Annotated in this window: 14 protein-coding genes; 3 read left to right on the plus strand and 11 right to left on the minus strand. The window is 68.4% G+C overall.

Annotated features, from left to right (window positions below):
* Positions 1-9: 9 nt before the first annotated feature.
* Positions 10-1,080: a succinyl-diaminopimelate desuccinylase gene (dapE, locus tag C8E83_RS09980; protein ID WP_121369754.1), complete on the minus strand. Its 1,071-nt coding sequence runs from the start codon at positions 1,078-1,080 to the stop codon at positions 10-12.
* 73 nt (positions 1,081-1,153) lie between these two features.
* On the opposite strand from dapE, the gene dapD reads away from it, so the two are divergent.
* Positions 1,154-2,119: a 2,3,4,5-tetrahydropyridine-2,6-dicarboxylate N-succinyltransferase gene (dapD, locus tag C8E83_RS09985; RefSeq protein WP_121369755.1), complete on the plus strand. Its 966-nt coding sequence runs from the start codon at positions 1,154-1,156 to the stop codon at positions 2,117-2,119.
* 61 nt (positions 2,120-2,180) lie between these two features.
* Here dapD and C8E83_RS09990 read toward each other — a convergent pair whose 3' ends face one another.
* The 4 genes from C8E83_RS09990 to C8E83_RS10005 all read right to left on the minus strand — a co-directional run bounded on the left by C8E83_RS09990 (position 2,181) and on the right by C8E83_RS10005 (position 6,358).
* Positions 2,181-3,476, minus strand: coding sequence for a citrate synthase (locus C8E83_RS09990; RefSeq protein ID WP_121369756.1), 1,296 nt, complete (start codon positions 3,474-3,476; stop codon positions 2,181-2,183).
* 107 nt (positions 3,477-3,583) lie between these two features.
* Positions 3,584-4,714, minus strand: coding sequence for a succinyldiaminopimelate transaminase (dapC, locus tag C8E83_RS09995; protein ID WP_121369757.1), 1,131 nt, complete (start codon positions 4,712-4,714; stop codon positions 3,584-3,586).
* Between the two features lie 16 nt (positions 4,715-4,730).
* Positions 4,731-5,057 (minus strand): ferredoxin, encoded by a 327-nt coding sequence (gene fdxA / locus C8E83_RS10000; protein ID WP_121369758.1) that lies wholly within the window; start codon positions 5,055-5,057, stop codon positions 4,731-4,733.
* Positions 5,054-6,358, minus strand: coding sequence for a PIG-L family deacetylase (locus tag C8E83_RS10005; protein WP_121369759.1), 1,305 nt, complete (start codon positions 6,356-6,358; stop codon positions 5,054-5,056). The genes fdxA and C8E83_RS10005 overlap by 4 nt, the downstream gene beginning before the upstream one ends.
* Before the next feature lie 110 nt (positions 6,359-6,468).
* Between C8E83_RS10005 and C8E83_RS10010 the strand changes: the two genes are divergently transcribed.
* On the plus strand, positions 6,469-6,885 hold the full coding sequence (locus tag C8E83_RS10010; RefSeq protein ID WP_121369760.1) for a DoxX family protein: 417 nt from the start codon (positions 6,469-6,471) through the stop codon (positions 6,883-6,885).
* 81 nt (positions 6,886-6,966) lie between these two features.
* Here C8E83_RS10010 and typA read toward each other — a convergent pair whose 3' ends face one another.
* The 6 genes from typA to C8E83_RS10040 all read right to left on the minus strand — a co-directional run bounded on the left by typA (position 6,967) and on the right by C8E83_RS10040 (position 15,225).
* The gene (gene typA, locus C8E83_RS10015; RefSeq protein WP_121369761.1) at positions 6,967-8,874 is read right to left on the minus strand and encodes a translational GTPase TypA; all 1,908 of its coding nucleotides are present in this window, start codon (positions 8,872-8,874) and stop codon (positions 6,967-6,969) included.
* 230 nt (positions 8,875-9,104) lie between these two features.
* Complete coding sequence (locus tag C8E83_RS10020) at positions 9,105-10,112, minus strand: ABC transporter permease (protein WP_121369762.1); 1,008 nt, start codon at positions 10,110-10,112, stop codon at positions 9,105-9,107.
* Entirely contained in the window at positions 10,112-11,242 is a 1,131-nt protein-coding gene (locus C8E83_RS10025) for an ABC transporter ATP-binding protein (protein WP_121369763.1), read from the minus strand. The genes C8E83_RS10020 and C8E83_RS10025 overlap by 1 nt, the downstream gene beginning before the upstream one ends.
* A 28-nt stretch (positions 11,243-11,270) precedes the next feature.
* Positions 11,271-12,338, minus strand: a complete 1,068-nt coding sequence (locus C8E83_RS10030; RefSeq protein WP_121369764.1) for an ABC transporter ATP-binding protein — start codon at positions 12,336-12,338, stop codon at positions 11,271-11,273.
* A gap of 14 nt (positions 12,339-12,352) precedes the next feature.
* A complete protein-coding gene (locus C8E83_RS10035) occupies positions 12,353-13,363 on the minus strand; it encodes an ABC transporter permease (protein ID WP_121369765.1) in 1,011 nt (336 codons plus the stop codon).
* A 107-nt stretch (positions 13,364-13,470) separates the two neighbouring features.
* Entirely contained in the window at positions 13,471-15,225 is a 1,755-nt protein-coding gene (locus C8E83_RS10040; RefSeq protein ID WP_121369766.1) for an ABC transporter substrate-binding protein, read from the minus strand.
* Between the two features lie 356 nt (positions 15,226-15,581).
* On the opposite strand from C8E83_RS10040, the gene C8E83_RS10045 reads away from it, so the two are divergent.
* A complete protein-coding gene (locus C8E83_RS10045; protein WP_121369767.1) occupies positions 15,582-16,379 on the plus strand; it encodes a CPBP family intramembrane glutamic endopeptidase in 798 nt (265 codons plus the stop codon).
* The last annotated feature ends 3 nt before the right edge of the window (positions 16,380-16,382 follow it).

Here is a 16,382-nt window from a genome sequence, read left to right on the forward strand (position 1 = left end):
GTCGCCCTGCTAGGCGGTCAGCCAGGCGCGGAGGCCCTGCTCGCAGGCGGTGATCTGGTCGACGGCGACGCGCTCGTCGTCGGCGTGCGCCTTCATCGGATCGCCGGGGCCGTAGTTGACGGCGGGAATCCCGAGGCCGGCGAAGCGCGCGACGTCGGTCCAGCCGTACTTCGGGGCGGGCGTCCCGCCGACGGCGGCGAGGAACTCCTGCGCGAGCGGTGCGTCCAGGCCGGGCCGGGCGCCCTGGGCGAGGTCGACGATCTCGACCTCGAATGCGCCGAAGAGCTCGCGGATGTGCGCGACGGCCTCTTCGGCCGACCGCGACGGGGCGAAGCGGTAGTTGACGTGGACCATGCACTCGTCGGGGATCACGTTGCCGGCGATGCCGCCCGAGATGCCGACCGCGTTGAGGCCCTCACGGTAGACGAGGCCGTCGACCTCGACCTGCCGGGGCTCGTACGCGGCGAGGATGTCGAGGACTGGCGCGGCCTTGTGGATGGCGTTGTCGCCGATCCACGAGCGGGCGCTGTGCGAGCGGAGCCCGTGCGTGCGGATCTCGGCGCGGAGGTTGCCGTTGCAGCCGCCTTCGACGCTGGCGTTCGACGGTTCCATGAGGATCGCGAAGTCGGCCCGCAGGAGCTCGGGATACAGCCTCGTGAGACGGCCGAGCCCGTTCAGCGCGTCGCTCACCTCCTCGTGGTCGTACCAGACCCAGGTGAGGTCGACGGTCGGCTCGGCGAGCTCGACGGCGAGCAGGAGCGCGACCGCGCAGCCGGCCTTCATGTCGACCGTGCCGCGACCCCAGAGGTAGTCGACTCCGTCGAGCGTCTCGTAACGGGTCGGCACGTTGTCGTTGATCGGCACGGTGTCGATGTGGCCGGCGATGACCACTCGGCGGTCGCGGCCGAGATTCGTCTTCGCGACGATCGCATCGCCGTCGCGGAACAGCTCGAGGTGCGGGGCTTTCTCGAGGACCGCCCAGATGTCGTCGGCGACCCGCTTCTCGTCGCCCGACTCCGACGGGAGGTCGCACAGCTGCCGCGTGAGGTCGATGGACGAGACGGAGAGGTCGAGAGCCATGACGACGAGCCTAACCGGCCGCGCCCCGGGTCATCCGGAGAAGCACTCCGGCCGGGCCCGATACGCTTCTGCCATGAGCAGCGACACCGCCCCCTCGTCCGCCTGGGGCTACGGCCTCGCCACGGTCACCGCCGACGGCCGCACCCTCGACACCTGGTTCCCCGAGCCGCGGCTCGGCGCCTTCCCCGCCGACCGCGACCGCGAGCTGGTCCCGGCCGAGATCGAGAGCCTCGCCGGCGCCGACGAGCGCCGCGACGTCACCCTCGTGCCGGTGACCGTCGAGAGCTCGCTGCAGGAGCCGCCGACGTCCGTCTCCGATGCGTATCTCCGCCTGCACCTGCTCAGCCACCTCCTCGTGAAGCCGAACACGATCAACCTCGACGGCCTCTTCGGCGTGCTGCCGATCGTGACGTGGACGAACGCGGGGCCCGTCGATCCTGACGCCTTCACGCGGCTGCGGATGAGCCTGCAGCGCGCGGGGATCCACACGACCGGGATCGACAAGTTCCCCCGGCTGCTCGACTACGTCTCGCCCGAGCGCGTGCGCATCGCCGACGCGGCCCGCGTGCGGCTCGGCGCCCACCTGGCTCCGGGAACCACCGTCATGCACGAGGGCTTCGTCAACTACAACGCGGGCACGCTCGGCTCGTCGATGGTCGAGGGGCGCATCTCGCAGGGCGTCGTCGTGGGAGACGGGTCCGACGTCGGCGGCGGCGCGTCGATCATGGGCACGCTGTCGGGCGGCGGAACCCAGCGCGTCTCCATCGGCCAGCGCGCGCTCCTCGGCGCGAACGCCGGCGTCGGCATCTCGATCGGCGACGACACCGTGGTCGAGGCCGGCCTCTACGTGACCGCAGGAACGAAGGTCGTCGTGGTCGGCGCGCCCTCCGACTCGAATGGTCGCCCGCAGACCGTGAAGGCCGTCGAGCTCTCCGGTCGGTCGGGGCTGCTGTTCCGCCGCAACTCGGTGACCGGCGCGGTCGAGGCCGTGACCCGCAAGGGCATCGGCGTCGCGCTCAACGAGGCGCTTCACGCCTGACCGCGGCGTGCGCGTCGCGGCCGGCGGGGCGCGACGCTGGCGGTCGGCAGGCGGCGCGGGCCTAGCGGCCGGCGGGCCAGTCGCGCGCAGCCGAGCCGATGTACAGCTGCTGCGGGCGCCCGATCTTCGTCGTCGCGTCGGCGTTCATCTCACGCCAGTGGGCGATCCAGCCGGGAAGCCGGCCGATCGCGAACAGCACCGTGAACATGCGCGGCGGGAAGCCCATCGCCTTGTAGAGGATGCCGGTGTAGAAGTCGACGTTCGGGTACAGCCGGCGCGAGATGAAGTAGTCGTCCGACAGAGCGACCTGCTCGAGCTCCATCGCGATGTCGAGGAGCTCGTCCTTCACGCCGAGCGCGGCCAGGACCTCGTCGGCGCTCTCCTTCACCAGGCGGGCGCGCGGGTCGTAGTTCTTGTAGACGCGGTGCCCGAAGCCCATAAGCTTCACGCCGTCTTCCTTGTTCTTGACCCGCTCGACGAAGCGGGCGACCCCCTGGCCGGAGTCGCGGATCTCGGCGAGCATCTTCAGCACGGCCTCGTTGGCGCCGCCGTGCAGCGGGCCGTAGAGGGCCGAGATGCCGGCGGAGATCGACGAGTACATGTTCGCCTCGGTCGAGCCGACCAGGCGGACCGTCGACGTCGACGCGTTCTGCTCGTGGTCCTCGTGCAGGATCAGCAGGCGCTCGAGCGCCTTCGACACGACCGGGTTGACGACGTACGGCTCGGCCATCGTGCCGAAGTTGAGCTTCAGGAAGTTGTCGACGAAGCTGAGCGAGTTGTCGGGGTACAGGAAGGCCTGACCGAGGCTCTTCTTGTGGGCGTACGCGGCGATGACCGGGAGCTTGGCCAGCAGACGGATCGTCTGCAGCTCGACCTGCTCGGGGTCGTGGACGTCCATGGTGTCCTCGTAGAACGTGGAGAGGGCGCCCACGGCGCTCGACAGCACCGACATGGGGTGGGCTGTGGCCGGGAGGGCGTCGAAGAAGCGGCGAAGGTCTTCGTGGAGCAGGGTGTGGCGCCGGATCCTGGTGTCGAAGGACGCCAACTCGTCGGGCGTCGGCAGCTCGCCGTAGATGAGGAGCCAGGCGGTCTCGAGGAAGGTCGACTGCTCGGCCACCTGCTCGATCGGGTAGCCGCGGTAGCGGAGGATCCCCTGGTCGCCGTCGATGTAGGTGATCGCGCTCTTGGTGGCGGCGGTGTTGACGAAGCCGTTGTCGAGCGTCGAGAGGCCCGTCTGCCGCATGAACGTGGAGATGTCCACACTCGACGCCCCCTGGGTGGCAGGGAGGATCGGGAACTCGGCAGTGCCGCCGGGGAAAGTCAGCGTGGCCTTCTGGGCGTCGTTGGCGTCAGTCACTCCCCCAGCCTAATCGCCCGGCCCGGTGCCCGACACTCGTGGCCGACCAGGTCGTTCGGTCGTAGAGAGATCGCCCTGGTGAGAGCGGGCGACCGGGCCGCGGCGGCTCAGTCGTCGAGCGAGGCGCGGAGCCGGTGCACGGCGGCGTCGATTCGCTCGTCGGTCGAGGTGAGGGCGATGCGCACGTGTCGCGCGCCCGCGTCGCCGTAGAACGTGCCGGGAGCCACGAGGATCCCGAGGCGCGCCAGCCACTCCAGGGTGACCCAGGCGTCTTCGTCGCGCGTGGCCCAGAGGTAGAGCCCGGCCTCACTGCGATCGATCCGGAAACCGGCGTCGACCAGGGCGGCCGAGAGCCGGTCGCGGCGGCCTCGGTACAGCTCTTTCTGGGCGCGCACGTGGGCGTCGTCGCCCAGCGCCGTCACCATCGCGCGCTGCACCGGCGCCGGCGGCATGAGGCCGGCGTGCTTGCGCACCGCGAGCAGCTGCTGGATCACGTCGGCGCAGCCTGCCACGAACCCCGCCCGGTAGCCGGCGAGGTTCGACTGCTTCGAGAGCGAGTAGACCGAGACCACGTTGTGGCGGCTGTCGCCGATCACCTCAGGGCTCAGGATGCACGGGGTCGCGTCGGTGTCGTACTCAGGAGTCCACCCCAGCTCGGCGTAGCACTCGTCGCCAGCGATCACCGCGCCGAGTTCGCGCCCCCGCTCCACCGCTCGGCGCAACGCCTGGGTCGAGAGCACGCCGCCGTCGGGGTTGCCCGGAGAGTTCAGCCACACGAGCCTCGTCGTCTCGGGCCATTCGTCGGGGTCGTCGCTGGCCAGGGCGTCGGCTCCGACGAGGGCTGCGCCGAGCGCGTACGTCGGGTAGGCGTTGCGCGGGTAGACGACGGTGTCGCCCGGGCCGATGCCGAGCCAGAGCGCCATGCCGGCGATCAGCTCTTTCGACCCGATGGTGGGGAGGACGTTACGGTCGCCGAGCCCGGTCACGCCGCGGCGACGGGCGTACCAGTCGATGATCGCCGCACGCAGTGCCGGTGTGCCGGCCACCTGCGGGTACGAGTGCGCGTCGGTCGCCTCGCGGAGCGACTCGCGGATGATCTCGGGGGTCGGGTCGACGGGCGACCCGACGGAGAGGTCGACGATACCGCCGGCCATGTCGTCGGGAAACACAGCCGACCGCGCCAGCTCGGTGGCGGGCACGAGGCTGTCCCAGGGGAAGTCAGGCAGATCGAGGGCCACGAGGATCCCGTGCGCCTCAGTGCTCGGCGGACTGCGGAGGCAGGGCCGCGATGATCGGGTGGTCCTTCGCGATCACACCGACTTTGGCCGCGCCGCCGGGCGACCCGATCTCGTCGAAGAACTCGACGTTGGCCTTGTAGTAGTCGGCCCACTGGTCGGGCAGGTCGTCTTCGTAGTAGATCGCCTCGACGGGGCAGACCGGCTCGCAGGCACCGCAGTCGACGCACTCGTCAGGGTGGATGTACAGCGAGCGTTCACCCTCGTAGATGCAGTCGACCGGGCACTCGTCGATGCAGGCGCGGTCTTTGACATCGACACAGGGCAGGGCGATCACGTACGTCACAGGCGGTTCTTTCCATTCGCGTCGGGCGACCCGCTGACGGGTCGCGGCGATGTGTTCATCCTATCGCCACCGCCGGTGCCTCCCCGCTGGGGGCGCGGCGGCAGCTTCGGCCAGATCAGCACGATCGCGGGCAGGAGGATGGCGCCGCCGATCCAGGCGTAGCCGATGGCGTTGCCCGGCACGAGCACCGACCCGCCCCCGCTCGTCGACGAGAGCAGGAAGTTGACGACGGTGAGCCCGATCGCGACGGCGATCCCGACGAGCCGGGTCTCGAACACCAGGCGGAAGCCGATCACGAGCACCGTCACGACGAGGAGAGCCAGGATCACGCCGTAGGGGAACGAGCCCGCGACGTTCTGATGCGCCACCGTTCCGATCGCGCCGAACAGCCCGCCGACGACGACCGCGAGCACGTACATCGCGATCTTGCCGGGAAGCCCGTAGTCCGACAGGTCGGTGGACGACAGCGGCGACGCGGGCTGCTGGGGCTCGGGCACGTGACGGAAGGTCTCCACGACCGTCACGGGCTCGACGGCGCCGTGCGGGAACTCGAGGGCGGGGCCGGAGCCGGTGTCGACGACGGTCACCTGTGAGCGGTAGCGCCGGAGCGCCGCGACCTTGCGCGGCAGGACGGCCGCGCCGTCGATCGACACGTCGGCGCGGGCGACGACGTCGGCCGGGTGGTTCTCGGGGGCGTCCTCGCCGGATGCACCGGCGCTGATCGCGAAGTAGGGCACGCCGGTGAGACGCGCGGCCCGCAGGCTCGCTCGATTGACCCGGACGTGGTCGGGGTGACCGTAGCCGCCGAAGGTGTCGTAGCTGACGATCGCGTCCGGGCGGACGTCTTCGACGACGGCCACGAGGTCGGCCACGATCTCGCCGAACTCGGCGGCGCAAAACGAGGTCGGATCGAGGTCGGGCACCGGCACCGGCACTCCCCCGTTGCCCCAGACCATGCCGGAGTCGCGGTAGGCCCGCGGGGCGAGGTGGCCGGCTCGGGCGTTCGCCTCGCCGAGGAACCGGTGATCCTGCACCCCCAGCTCGGCCATGGCCCCGGCGATCTCGCCCTCGCGGTGCACGGCCAGGGCAGCCGGATCGTCACGCAGCGCGGCGAGGTCGTCGGGGATGACCTCGCCCAGCTCGCCTCGCGTGCACGTCACCAGCGTCACCGCCGCGCCGGCGTCGACGAGCGTGGCCAGGGTCGCCCCGGTCACGATCGTCTCGTCGTCGGGGTGCGCGTGCACGAACAGGACCCGTTCGACGTCGAGCGGGAAGGCGGTGGAGTCGGGCGTCGTGGACATCACTTCTCAGGATAGGCGAGCGCGCCAGGGCTCTCCTGTGCGGCCTCAGCCTCTCGTAATTGTGATATCCGATATTCTCCATGGATCACCCAGAATCGCGAAAGGCGCTCATGAAGTCCACCTCCATCTCCCTCGGCCTGGTCGCCCTCCGCATCGGGCTGGGCGTGATCTTCGCCGTGCACGGCGCGCAGAAGCTCGCCGACATCGCCGGCACGCAGTCGTTCTTCGCGTCCATCGGGCTGCCGCTGGCCACCCTCCTCGGCCCGGCCATCGGCGTCCTCGAGCTGGTGGGCGGCATCGCCGTCGTCGCGGGCCTCGCCACGCGCGTGTTCGCCGGGCTCCTGGGCTGCACGGCCGTGGTCGCGATCATCACCACGCACGCGGCCAACGGCTTCACGGTCGACGCCGGCGGCTACGAGTATGTGCTCGTGCTGGCCCTCGCCTGCGCGGGTCTGGCCCTCACCGGCCCTGGCTCGCTCGCCCTCGACCACGCCGTGGCGCGCAGAGTCAGGCACGACGCCGCCTGACACCGCACGCGCGAACGCCCCGCCTCTCAGTGAGAGTCGGGGCGTTCGTCGTGCCGGGCGTCGCCGCGGGCGGAAGCGCTGCTAGGCGTTCGCCTTCTTGAGGCGGGCGGTCGCGCGAGCGCGGTCCTGCGCGGAGAGCTCGACCTTGCGGATGCGCACGGCCTCGGGCGTGACCTCGACGCACTCGTCGTCGCCGGCGAACTCGAGCGACTCCTCGAGCGAGAGCACCTTGGAGGGCGTCATCGACTCGAAGTTGTCGGCCGTCGACTGACGCATGTTGGTCAGCTTCTTCTCCTTGGTGATGTTGACGTCCATGTCGTCGGCACGCGAGTTCTCGCCGACGACCATGCCCTCGTAGACCTCCTCGGTGGGCTGCACGAAGAAGGTCATGCGCTCCTGGAGGTTGATGATCGCGAACGGCGTAACCACACCGGCGCGGTCGGCCACGATCGAGCCGTTGGTGCGCGTCGTGATCTCGCCCGCCCAGGGGCCGTAGCCGTGGCTGATCGCGTTCGCGATGCCGGTGCCGCGGGTCTCGGTGAGGAACTGCGTGCGGAAGCCGATGAGGCCGCGCGACGGCACGATGAACTCCATGCGGACCCAGCCGGAGCCGTGGTTCGCCATGTTCTCCATGCGGCCCTTGCGAGCGGCCATGAGCTGCGTGATCGCGCCGAGGAACTCGTCGGGCGAGTCGATGGTCATGTGCTCGAACGGCTCCTGCAGCTTGCCGTCGACGCGACGCGTGACCACCTGCGGCTTGCCGACGGTCAGCTCGAAGCCCTCGCGGCGCATCTGCTCGACCAGGATCGCCAGGGCGAGCTCGCCTCGACCCTGGACCTCCCACGCGTCGGGGCGGCCGATGTCGACGACCTTGAGCGACACGTTGCCGACGAGCTCGCGGTCGAGGCGGTCCTTCACCATGCGCGCGGTGAGCTTGTGCCCCTTGACCTTGCCGATGAGCGGCGACGTGTTGGTGCCGATCGTCATCGAGATCGCCGGGTCGTCGACCGTGATGGTCGGCAGCGGCCGGACGTCGTCGGGGTCGGAGAGCGTCTCGCCGATGGTGATGCTCTCGAAGCCCGCGACGGCGACGATGTCGCCCGGGCCGGCGCTCTCGGCCGGGTAGCGGTCGAGGGCCTTGGTGATCAGGAGCTCGGTGATACGGGCGTTCTGGACGCTGCCGTCGGACTTCACCCAGGCCACGGTCTGGCCCTTCTTCAGCGTGCCGTGGAAGACGCGCAGGAGGGCGAGGCGGCCGAGGAACGGCGACGCGTCGAGGTTGGTGACGTGCGCCTGGAGCGGGTGCTCGTCGTCGTAGGTCGGCGCGGGCACGTGACGCAGGATCGCGTCGAACAGCGGCTCGAGGTCGTCGTTGTCGGGCAGCGAGCCGTTCTCGGGCTTGTTCACCGAGGCGGCGCCGGCACGGCCGGAGGCGTACACGACGGGGACGTCGAGGATGGCGTCGAGGTCGAGGTCTTCCACCTCGTCGGAGAGGTCGGAGGCGAGGCCGAGCAGGAGGTCCTGCGACTCGGCGACGACCTCGTCGATGCGCGCGTCGGGGCGGTCGGTCTTGTTGACCAGGAGGATCACGGGGAGCTTGGCGGCGAGGGCCTTGCGCAGCACGAAGCGGGTCTGCGGCAGCGGGCCCTCCGACGCGTCGACGAGCAGCACGACGCCGTCGACCATCGAGAGGCCGCGCTCGACCTCGCCGCCGAAGTCGGCGTGGCCGGGGGTGTCGATCACGTTGATCGTGATGGGGCCCTCGGTCGCGTGCTCGCCGTTGTAGAGCACCGCGGTGTTCTTCGCGAGGATCGTGATGCCCTTCTCGCGCTCGAGCTCGTTCGAGTCCATCATGCGGTCGTCGGTCTCGAAGTGAGCGTCGAAGGAGTTGGTCTGCTTGAGCATGGCGTCGACGAGGGTCGTCTTGCCGTGGTCGACGTGGGCGACGATCGCCACGTTGCGCAGGTCGCTGCGGATGGCAGTCGCCATAGTGGTGTCCTTTGGAGATGGGGAGCGGGGAGAAGTCGAGAAGGGGGCGGCCGTGGCCCCGACTGAAAGAGTCTACCCGGCTCCCGGTGAACGTTCGGTTCCGTGCGCCCAGGGCGTAGCGCCGTCGGCGGGTGCGTGCTCCTGCGACCCGATGTCACGACCCGTCGCAGGAGCACGCGAAAGGGCCCCGCGACTGTCGTCGCGGGGCCCTTCCACGTGGGAAGCCGTTCTCAGTTCGTGCGGCGCGGGTCGAGCGCGTCGCGGAGGCCGTCACCGAAGAGGTTGAAGGCCATGACCGAGATGAAGATCGCCAGACCCGGCAGGAACAGGTACATCGGGTCGATCTGGTAGTAGTTGCCGGCGTCCGACAGCATCTGGCCCCAGGAGGGGGTCGGCGGCTGCACGCCGACGCCGAGGAACGACAGCCCCGCCTCGCCGAGCATGTTGTTCGGGATCGTCAGGGTCGTGTAGACGAGGATCGGGCCGATGAGGTTCGGCGCGATCTCGCGGAACATGATCCACGAGTTCGTGGCACCGAGGCTCTTGGCCGCGTCGACGAACTCCTTCTCGCGAAGCGACAGCACCTGGCCTCGCACGATGCGGCCGATGTACGGCCAGCCGAAGAAGCCCAGCACGAAGATGATCACCGACGCACGCAGGATCGACGATGACGAGATCAGCGCGATCACCGTGATGAGCGAGATCGACAGCAGCAGCGTCGGGAAGGACAGCAGGACGTCCATGATGCGCGAGATCACGATGTCGGCCCAGCCGCGGTAGTAGCCGGCGACGAGGCCGAGCGTGACGCCGAAGATGAGCGACAGCAGGGTCGCGAGCGCGCCGATGATGAGCGAGGTGCGCGCGCCCTGCATCAGCAGCGTCAGGATGTCCTGACCGAGGACCGGCGTCACGCCGAGCCAGTGCTGGGCGGAGACGCCGCCGAGCGGCCCCTTCGGCATCGACGTGAGCGAGTCGAGAAGGCTCGTGGTGCCCGTGTTGTGCTGCGTGAGGTAGCTCTGGCCGTAGAGCGCGCCGATCTGGTCGGCGAAGATCGCGATGAGCACGATCACCACGATGACGATGCCCGCCGTCATGGCCACCTTGTCTTTGCGAAGCCGTCGCCAGGCGATGGCCCAGAGCGAGCGGCCGGCGATGGCCTTCTCGCCGTGGTCCTGGGCGTCGATGCTGATCGCTTCGCCTTCGGTGACGACCTGGAGTTCACCCGGTGTGAGTGACATCAGCGGTTCTCCTCTCCGGGCAGGGCGGGCGACGCGGGGGCGGCGCCGGGGCGGGTGGTGACGGAGCCCGTCTTGATGAACTCCTTGGAGCCGCGCGAGGACGGGTAGTGGCAGTAGACCTCGTGGCCCGGTGCCTTCTCCTCCAGGACGGGCTCGACCGTCATGCAGTGCTTGCGCTGGTCGTCGTTCAGCTCTTCGCGGAACTTCTGGCAGCGCGTGTGGAAGACGCAGCCGGTCGGCGGGTTCGCCGGGCTGGGCAGGTCGCCCTTGAGCAGGATCCGCTCGCGGCGGGCCTCGGCGCGGGGGTCCGGCACCGGCACGGCCGACATGAGCGCGTGCGTGTACGGGTGCAGCGGGTCGGCGTAGAGCGTGTCGCGGTCGGTGATCTCCATGATCTTGCCGAGGTACATGACGGCGACGCGATCGGAGATGTGACGGACGACCGAGAGGTCGTGCGCGATGAAGATGTACGCGACGCCGAACTCGTTCTGCAGGTCTTCCAGGAGGTTCACGACCTGGGCCTGGACGGAGACGTCGAGCGCCGAGACGGGCTCGTCGCAGACGATCAGCTTCGGGTCGAGCGCGAGGGCGCGGGCGATGCCGATGCGCTGGCGCTGACCGCCCGAGAACTCGTGCGGGTAGCGGTTGTAGTGCTCGGGGTTGAGCCCGACGCGCTCCATGAGACCCTGCACCTCGGCCTTGATGCCGCGCTCGGTCTTCTCACGCTGGATGTGGTACGGCGCCCCGACGATCGTGCCGATCGTGTGCCGCGGGTTGAGCGACGAGAAGGGGTCCTGGAAGATCATCTGGATCTCGCGGCGCATGGGACGCATCTGCCGCGGGCTGAACTTCTCGATCCGGCGCCCGTCGAACTCGATCGTGCCGCCGGTCGGCTCGAGGAGCTTGGCGACGACGCGGCCGGTGGTCGACTTGCCGCAGCCGGACTCGCCCACGATGCCGAGCGTCTCGCCCTTCGACACGGTGAAGCTCACCCCGTCGACGGCCTTGATCGGGTTGCCGCGTCGGCCGAGGAGGCCGGCCGCGCCGCCGGGGAAGTGCTTCTGGATGCCCTGGACGGACAGGAGGGGATCGCCCGCCGGCTTCGTCTGGGGCTCTGTCACTGAACTCATAATCAGCTGGTTCTCTTTCGGTCGCAGATCAGAGCGTCGGCTGGATCTCGGTGCGGAAGATCTCGAGGCGCTGCTCGTGCGGAATGTGGCAGCGCACCTCGTGCGTGCCCTCGGCTACCTCGAGATCGGGGTGCTGCGTGAAGCACGCACGGCCCTCGACGCGGTCCGCGAAGGGGCAGCGCGCGTTGAACACGCAGCCGGTCGGCACGTTGATCAGCGACGGCGGCTGGCCGGGGATCGGCGTGAGGCGCGACTCGCGGTCGCGGTCGACGCGCGGCATCGAGCGCAGCAGACCCCACGTGTAGGGCATCTCGGGGCGGTAGAAGAGGTCTTCGACCTTCGCCTTCTCGACGCACTGGCCGCCGTACATCACGAGCACCTTGTCGCAGGTCTCGGCGACGACGCCCAGGTCGTGCGTGATGATGATGACGGCCGAGTCGAGTTCGTCGTGCAGCTCTTTGATCAGCTCGAGGATCTGGGCCTGGACGGTCACGTCGAGCGCGGTCGTCGGCTCGTCGGCGATCAGCAGCTTGGGTTTGCAGATGAGCGCCATGGCGATCATGGCGCGCTGGCGCATGCCGCCCGAGAACTGGTGCGGGTAGTCGTCGTAGCGGCTGGCGGCCTTCGGGATGCCGACCTTCTCGAGCATGCGGATCGTCTCGGCGCGGGCCTCCCTCTTGGAGACCCGGTTGTGCACGAGATAGGCCTCGGAGATCTGCGAGCCCACCGAGTAGAACGGGTGCATCGCCGACAGCGGGTCCTGGAAGATCATCGCCATCTCGTTGCCGCGGAGCTCGCGCACCTCGTCTTCGGAGGCGGCGATGAGCTCTTTGCCGTCGAGCCAGATCTTGCCCGAGATGCGTGCGTTCGAGTTCTTGTGCAGGCCGAGGATCGCCTGGCTGGTCACGGACTTGCCGGAGCCCGACTCGCCGACGATGCCGAGGATCTCGCCGCGCTTGAGGTCGAACGAGAGTCCGTCGACGCTCTTGACGAGGCCGTCGTCGGTCGGGAAGTGGACACGGAGGTCCTCGACGCGCAGGAACGCGTCGCCGGCGCCGGCCGTGGTGGCTTCTGGACTGGGGAGTGTTGTGGACATGAGCCTTTCCGCCCCTAGATGGTGACGCGCGGGTCGATGACGGCGTACAGGATGTCGACCAGGAAGTTCGCGACGACGAGCGCGAGCGCGGCGACGATCGTGACGCCCTCGATCACGGGCAGGTCGAGCGTCGAGATCGCGTTGATCGACAGGTAGCCGAGGCCGCGGAGGTTGAACACCGTCTCGGTGATGACGGTCGTGCCGACGAGCGTGCCGACGTCGATGCCGAAGATCGTCACGATCGGCGTGAGGGCGGCGCGCAGGCCGTGCTTCACGACGACGGTTCGACGCGACAGGCCCTTGGCGCGCGCGGTGCGGATGTAGTCCTCGCCCATCGTCTCGAGCATGTTCGAGCGCGTGAGTCGGGCGTACAGGGCCGCGAAGAGGAACGCCAGCGCGATCCAGGGCAGGATCATGCTCTTGAACCACTGCAGCGGGTTCTGCGTGAACGGCGCGTACTGCACATCGGGCAGCCAGCCGAGCGTGTACTCGAAGATGAGCAGCAGCACCGGGCCGGTGAAGAAGATGGGCAGCGACACAGCGGCGAGCGAGCCGGTCATGCCGACGCGGTCGATGATCGAGCCCGGCTTGAGGGCCGAGAACGTGCCGACGGCGACACCACCGACGAGCCACAGGATCGCGGCGCCGATGAGGAGGCTGACGCTGACCGGGGCGGCCTGCAGCAGCATCTGCCCAACCAGGTCGTTCTGCTTGAACGAGTAGCCGAAGCAGGGGGCCGGGCAGTGGATCGGGGTCGAGACGCCATCGGTGATGGTCTGCCCGAACATGATGCCGGAGATGTAGTGCCAGTACTGCTCGGGGACCGGGAGGTCGAACCCGAAGCGGTGCTCGAGCGCCAGGAGCTGGGGCGAGCCGGGTTTGAACGGCACCTTGCCGATGTAGTAGTACACGGGGTTCGTGTGCGACAACGTGGGCGCGATCTGGAAGATCAGGAACGTCACGAGGCTGACGACGAAGAGGACGACGATGGCGCCCGCGAGACGGAAGAGGATGAAGCGAATCATGGTGTGTGGTCACAGCGGTGGCCGCCCGGGTCGATGACCCGAGCGGCCCCCGCCGCAGAACCCTTCTCTATCTGTTGATCCGAAGGATACTTGCTCGATCTCTCAGATCAGCCGCCGACACCGACGTTGACGAAGTCGTAGATGCCGAACGCGAGAGCGTTGTCCGACGTGACGTTCGTGAGTCGCGGGTTGCGGTAGTAGAGGTTCTTGCCCCACAGCAGCGGCAGGTTCTGAGCCGTCGCCATGAGCGCCTTGTTCAGCTTCTCGCCCGTGGCCTGGGTCGACGGCGCAGCCGTGTCGTCAAGGATCTGGTTCACGGTCGGGTCGTTCAGGCTGCCGTAGTTGCTGTTACCGGTCGGCAGGATGGACGCACCGTTGGCGATGTTGTTGTAGAAGCCGTAGTAGGTCGGGAAGTCAGCACCCCAGCCGGCGTTGATGATGCCGAGGCCAGCGGACTTGACGTGGGCCGGCGAGCCGACGAACGTCGCGTAGTAGCTGGAGGCGGCGTCGGTCGCGGCCGTGATCTTGATGCCCACGCGAGCGAGAGCGGTCTGCTCGGCCTGGAAGATCTTCGGGCCGGTCTCGGACGGCGTGGAGTAGGTGAACTTGGTCGAGAAGCCGTTGGGCTGGCCGCACTTCTGCAGAGCCTCCTTGGCCTTCGTCAGGTCACCGGTGTTGTCCTTGCCGACCGGGTAGGGGTCGTACGAGGGGTCGTACCCGGGGACGCCCGGAGGGGTGAACGAACCGGCGATGGTGCCGGCCGCTGCTCCGCCGTAGGCCTGCTGGATCGCGGCCTTGTTGGTCGCGTAGAAGATCGCCTGGCGGCAGTACTGGTTCGGGATCACCGAGGACGGGATCACGAAGTAGTCGGTCGAGTCGCCCGCGGGGTCGTCGGCGTACTGCTTGAGCTTCGGGTTCGAGAGGACCTGCGCCTGAAGCGTCGTGCCAATTCGCGTGTCGGCCTTGGCGTCGTACGTGCCGGCCTTCAGCTTCGAGTCGATGTCGTTCGGGTCGCTGTCGATCGTGTAAGTGACCTCGTTGACCAGCGGCTTGCGGATCTTGTCGGTCGACTGCTTCCAGTACTTGTTGCGGGTGAAGGTCACCGACTTGTTCTGGGTGTAGTCCGAGAAGACGAAGGGGCCGGACGAGACGGGGTCCTTGCCGTACGTGGCGCCGGTGTAGCTGGCGCCGTTCTCGGTCTTGTAGGGCACCGGAGCCGTGGTCGGGAGCGCCATCAGGTAGTCGAAGTCGGCGAACGACTTGTTCAGGTGGAACGTGATGGTGTTCGACGTGGTCGAGATGGCCGAGTCGGGCAGGTCGCCGGACTTGTACGGGCCGGCGTAGCCGGACGGAGCCGCGATCAGACCGGTGAAGTAGAACGTCGGGCCGCCGTTGATCACGTCGGTCGCGAACAGACGCTCGGTGGCGTACTTGATGTCCTGCGTCGTGATGGTCTTGCCGTTCGAGTACTTCAGACCCGACTGGAGCGTGTAGGTCCAGGTCTTGTAGTCGTCGGACGACTTGCCGAGCGACGTGGCCATGTCAGGGGCGAGCTCGAACTTCGTGCCGTTGACCTTCTTGTAGCCGACGAGGGTGCGGCTGAAGAGGCGCTGCATGTTCCAGCAGAAGCCGTAGTAGGTGCGCGCGGGGTCCCACGAGTCGCAGTCGCTCGCAGCGATCAGCTTCAGCGTGCCGCCGACCTTGGTCGAGGGGTTGTACACGGCGTTCGTGGCCGCGTTGAAAGCCGGCGTAGCCGACGAGCTCGAGCTCGTACCGCCACCGCTCGACGTACAACCCGCGAGCGCCAGCGCCGCGGCGGCTGCGACAGCGACGATCGCCAGCCTCTTTGATCTGAGTCGCATCGAAAGATGCCCCTTCTGTGCTGTGTGTAGGGACGTCGTCTACCGAACGCAGCGTGACGCGATCTGGCTGGACGACATTGTGGAGCAGTACGCGGTCCGGAAGCACACCCGTCTAGGGGGCGCGACCCGCACGCGATATGAAGACAGTAAGTAAATCGTGGCGAAACGCCAAACCACGAACGAAAGCGTTACGTCTTGGAAACACGAAATGCCGATTTCTTGCGAGGCTGTGAGGATTCGTGCGCGCTTTTCGCACCCGGCGCACGATCGTTGCGTTTTTAGGGTGCCCTCATCGCTCTGGGCCGGAGAACCCTGCCGCGTGTCAATCTGGCACGATGGGTGAGACAGGAGGCTCGATGCTCGTCCACCCCACTGCCGAGCCCCTCGGGCCCGGTGTCACGCGCGGGCGGATCCGCGCCGAGATCCTGCTGGTCCTCGGCCTCTCGCTGGGCGCCAGCGCGGTCTACTCGGTCGTGCAGATCCTCGACCTGCTCACGCGCTCGACGCCGCTGTCGAGCCAGACCGCCGAGCTCAACACCTCGCAGTCGAGCCGCGAGATCTTCGACTTCGTCTACCAGGTGCTCGAGAACGGCTTCGACCTCGTGCCCGTCGTGCTGGTGGGCTTCCTGCTCTGGAAGACCGCGAGCCCCCACCTGGTGCGCCTGGGTGTCGGCGGGCGCAGGATCCCGCGAGACGCGCTCTGGGGCGCCGCCCTGGCGCTCTCGATCGGCATCCCGGGCCTCGCCCTGTACTTCGCCGGCCGCGCGATCGGCATCACGGTCGACGTCGTCCCCACGAACCTCGCCGCGCACTGGTGGACCGTGCCCGTGCTGCTCTTCTCCGCCCTCCGCTCGGGAGTGACCGAGGAGGTCATCGTGGTGGCGTACCTGTATGCGAGGCTGAGGGACCTGGGCTGGGGCAACTGGGCGATCCTGCTCTCCGCCGCTCTGCTGCGGGGCACGTACCACCTGTACCAGGGGTTCGGGGCGTTCGTCGGGAACGGCGTGATGGGGCTCGTCTTCGGGTGGCTGTACATGAGGTACGGCAGGATCCTGCCGCTCGTCATCGCGCACTTCCTCATGGACGCCGCCGTCTTCGTGGGATACCCGTGGGCCGCAGCCGCGTTTCCCTCGCTGTTCGGCGCCCATCACTGACGT

The sequence above is a fragment of the Frondihabitans australicus genome (assembly GCF_003634555.1).
GTDB classification, from domain to species: domain Bacteria; phylum Actinomycetota; class Actinomycetes; order Actinomycetales; family Microbacteriaceae; genus Frondihabitans; species Frondihabitans australicus.

Excerpts from the sequence above, each read along its gene's own strand:
- C8E83_RS10005 (WP_121369759.1), bottom strand. The coding sequence starts at position 6,358 with ATGTCCACGACGCCCGACTCCACCGCCTTCCCGCTCGACGTCGAACGG.
- C8E83_RS10035 (WP_121369765.1), bottom strand. The coding sequence starts at position 13,363 with ATGATTCGCTTCATCCTCTTCCGTCTCGCGGGCGCCATCGTCGTCCTC.
- C8E83_RS10045 (WP_121369767.1), top strand. The coding sequence starts at position 15,582 with ATGCTCGTCCACCCCACTGCCGAGCCCCTCGGGCCCGGTGTCACGCGC.
- typA (WP_121369761.1), bottom strand. The coding sequence starts at position 8,874 with ATGGCGACTGCCATCCGCAGCGACCTGCGCAACGTGGCGATCGTCGCC.
- C8E83_RS10025 (WP_121369763.1), bottom strand. The coding sequence starts at position 11,242 with ATGAGTTCAGTGACAGAGCCCCAGACGAAGCCGGCGGGCGATCCCCTC.
- C8E83_RS10040 (WP_121369766.1), bottom strand. The coding sequence starts at position 15,225 with ATGCGACTCAGATCAAAGAGGCTGGCGATCGTCGCTGTCGCAGCCGCC.
- C8E83_RS10020 (WP_121369762.1), bottom strand. The coding sequence starts at position 10,112 with ATGTCACTCACACCGGGTGAACTCCAGGTCGTCACCGAAGGCGAAGCG.
- C8E83_RS10030 (WP_121369764.1), bottom strand. The coding sequence starts at position 12,338 with ATGTCCACAACACTCCCCAGTCCAGAAGCCACCACGGCCGGCGCCGGC.
- C8E83_RS10010 (WP_121369760.1), top strand. The coding sequence starts at position 6,469 with ATGAAGTCCACCTCCATCTCCCTCGGCCTGGTCGCCCTCCGCATCGGG.
- dapE (WP_121369754.1), bottom strand. The coding sequence starts at position 1,080 with ATGGCTCTCGACCTCTCCGTCTCGTCCATCGACCTCACGCGGCAGCTG.
- dapD (WP_121369755.1), top strand. The coding sequence starts at position 1,154 with ATGAGCAGCGACACCGCCCCCTCGTCCGCCTGGGGCTACGGCCTCGCC.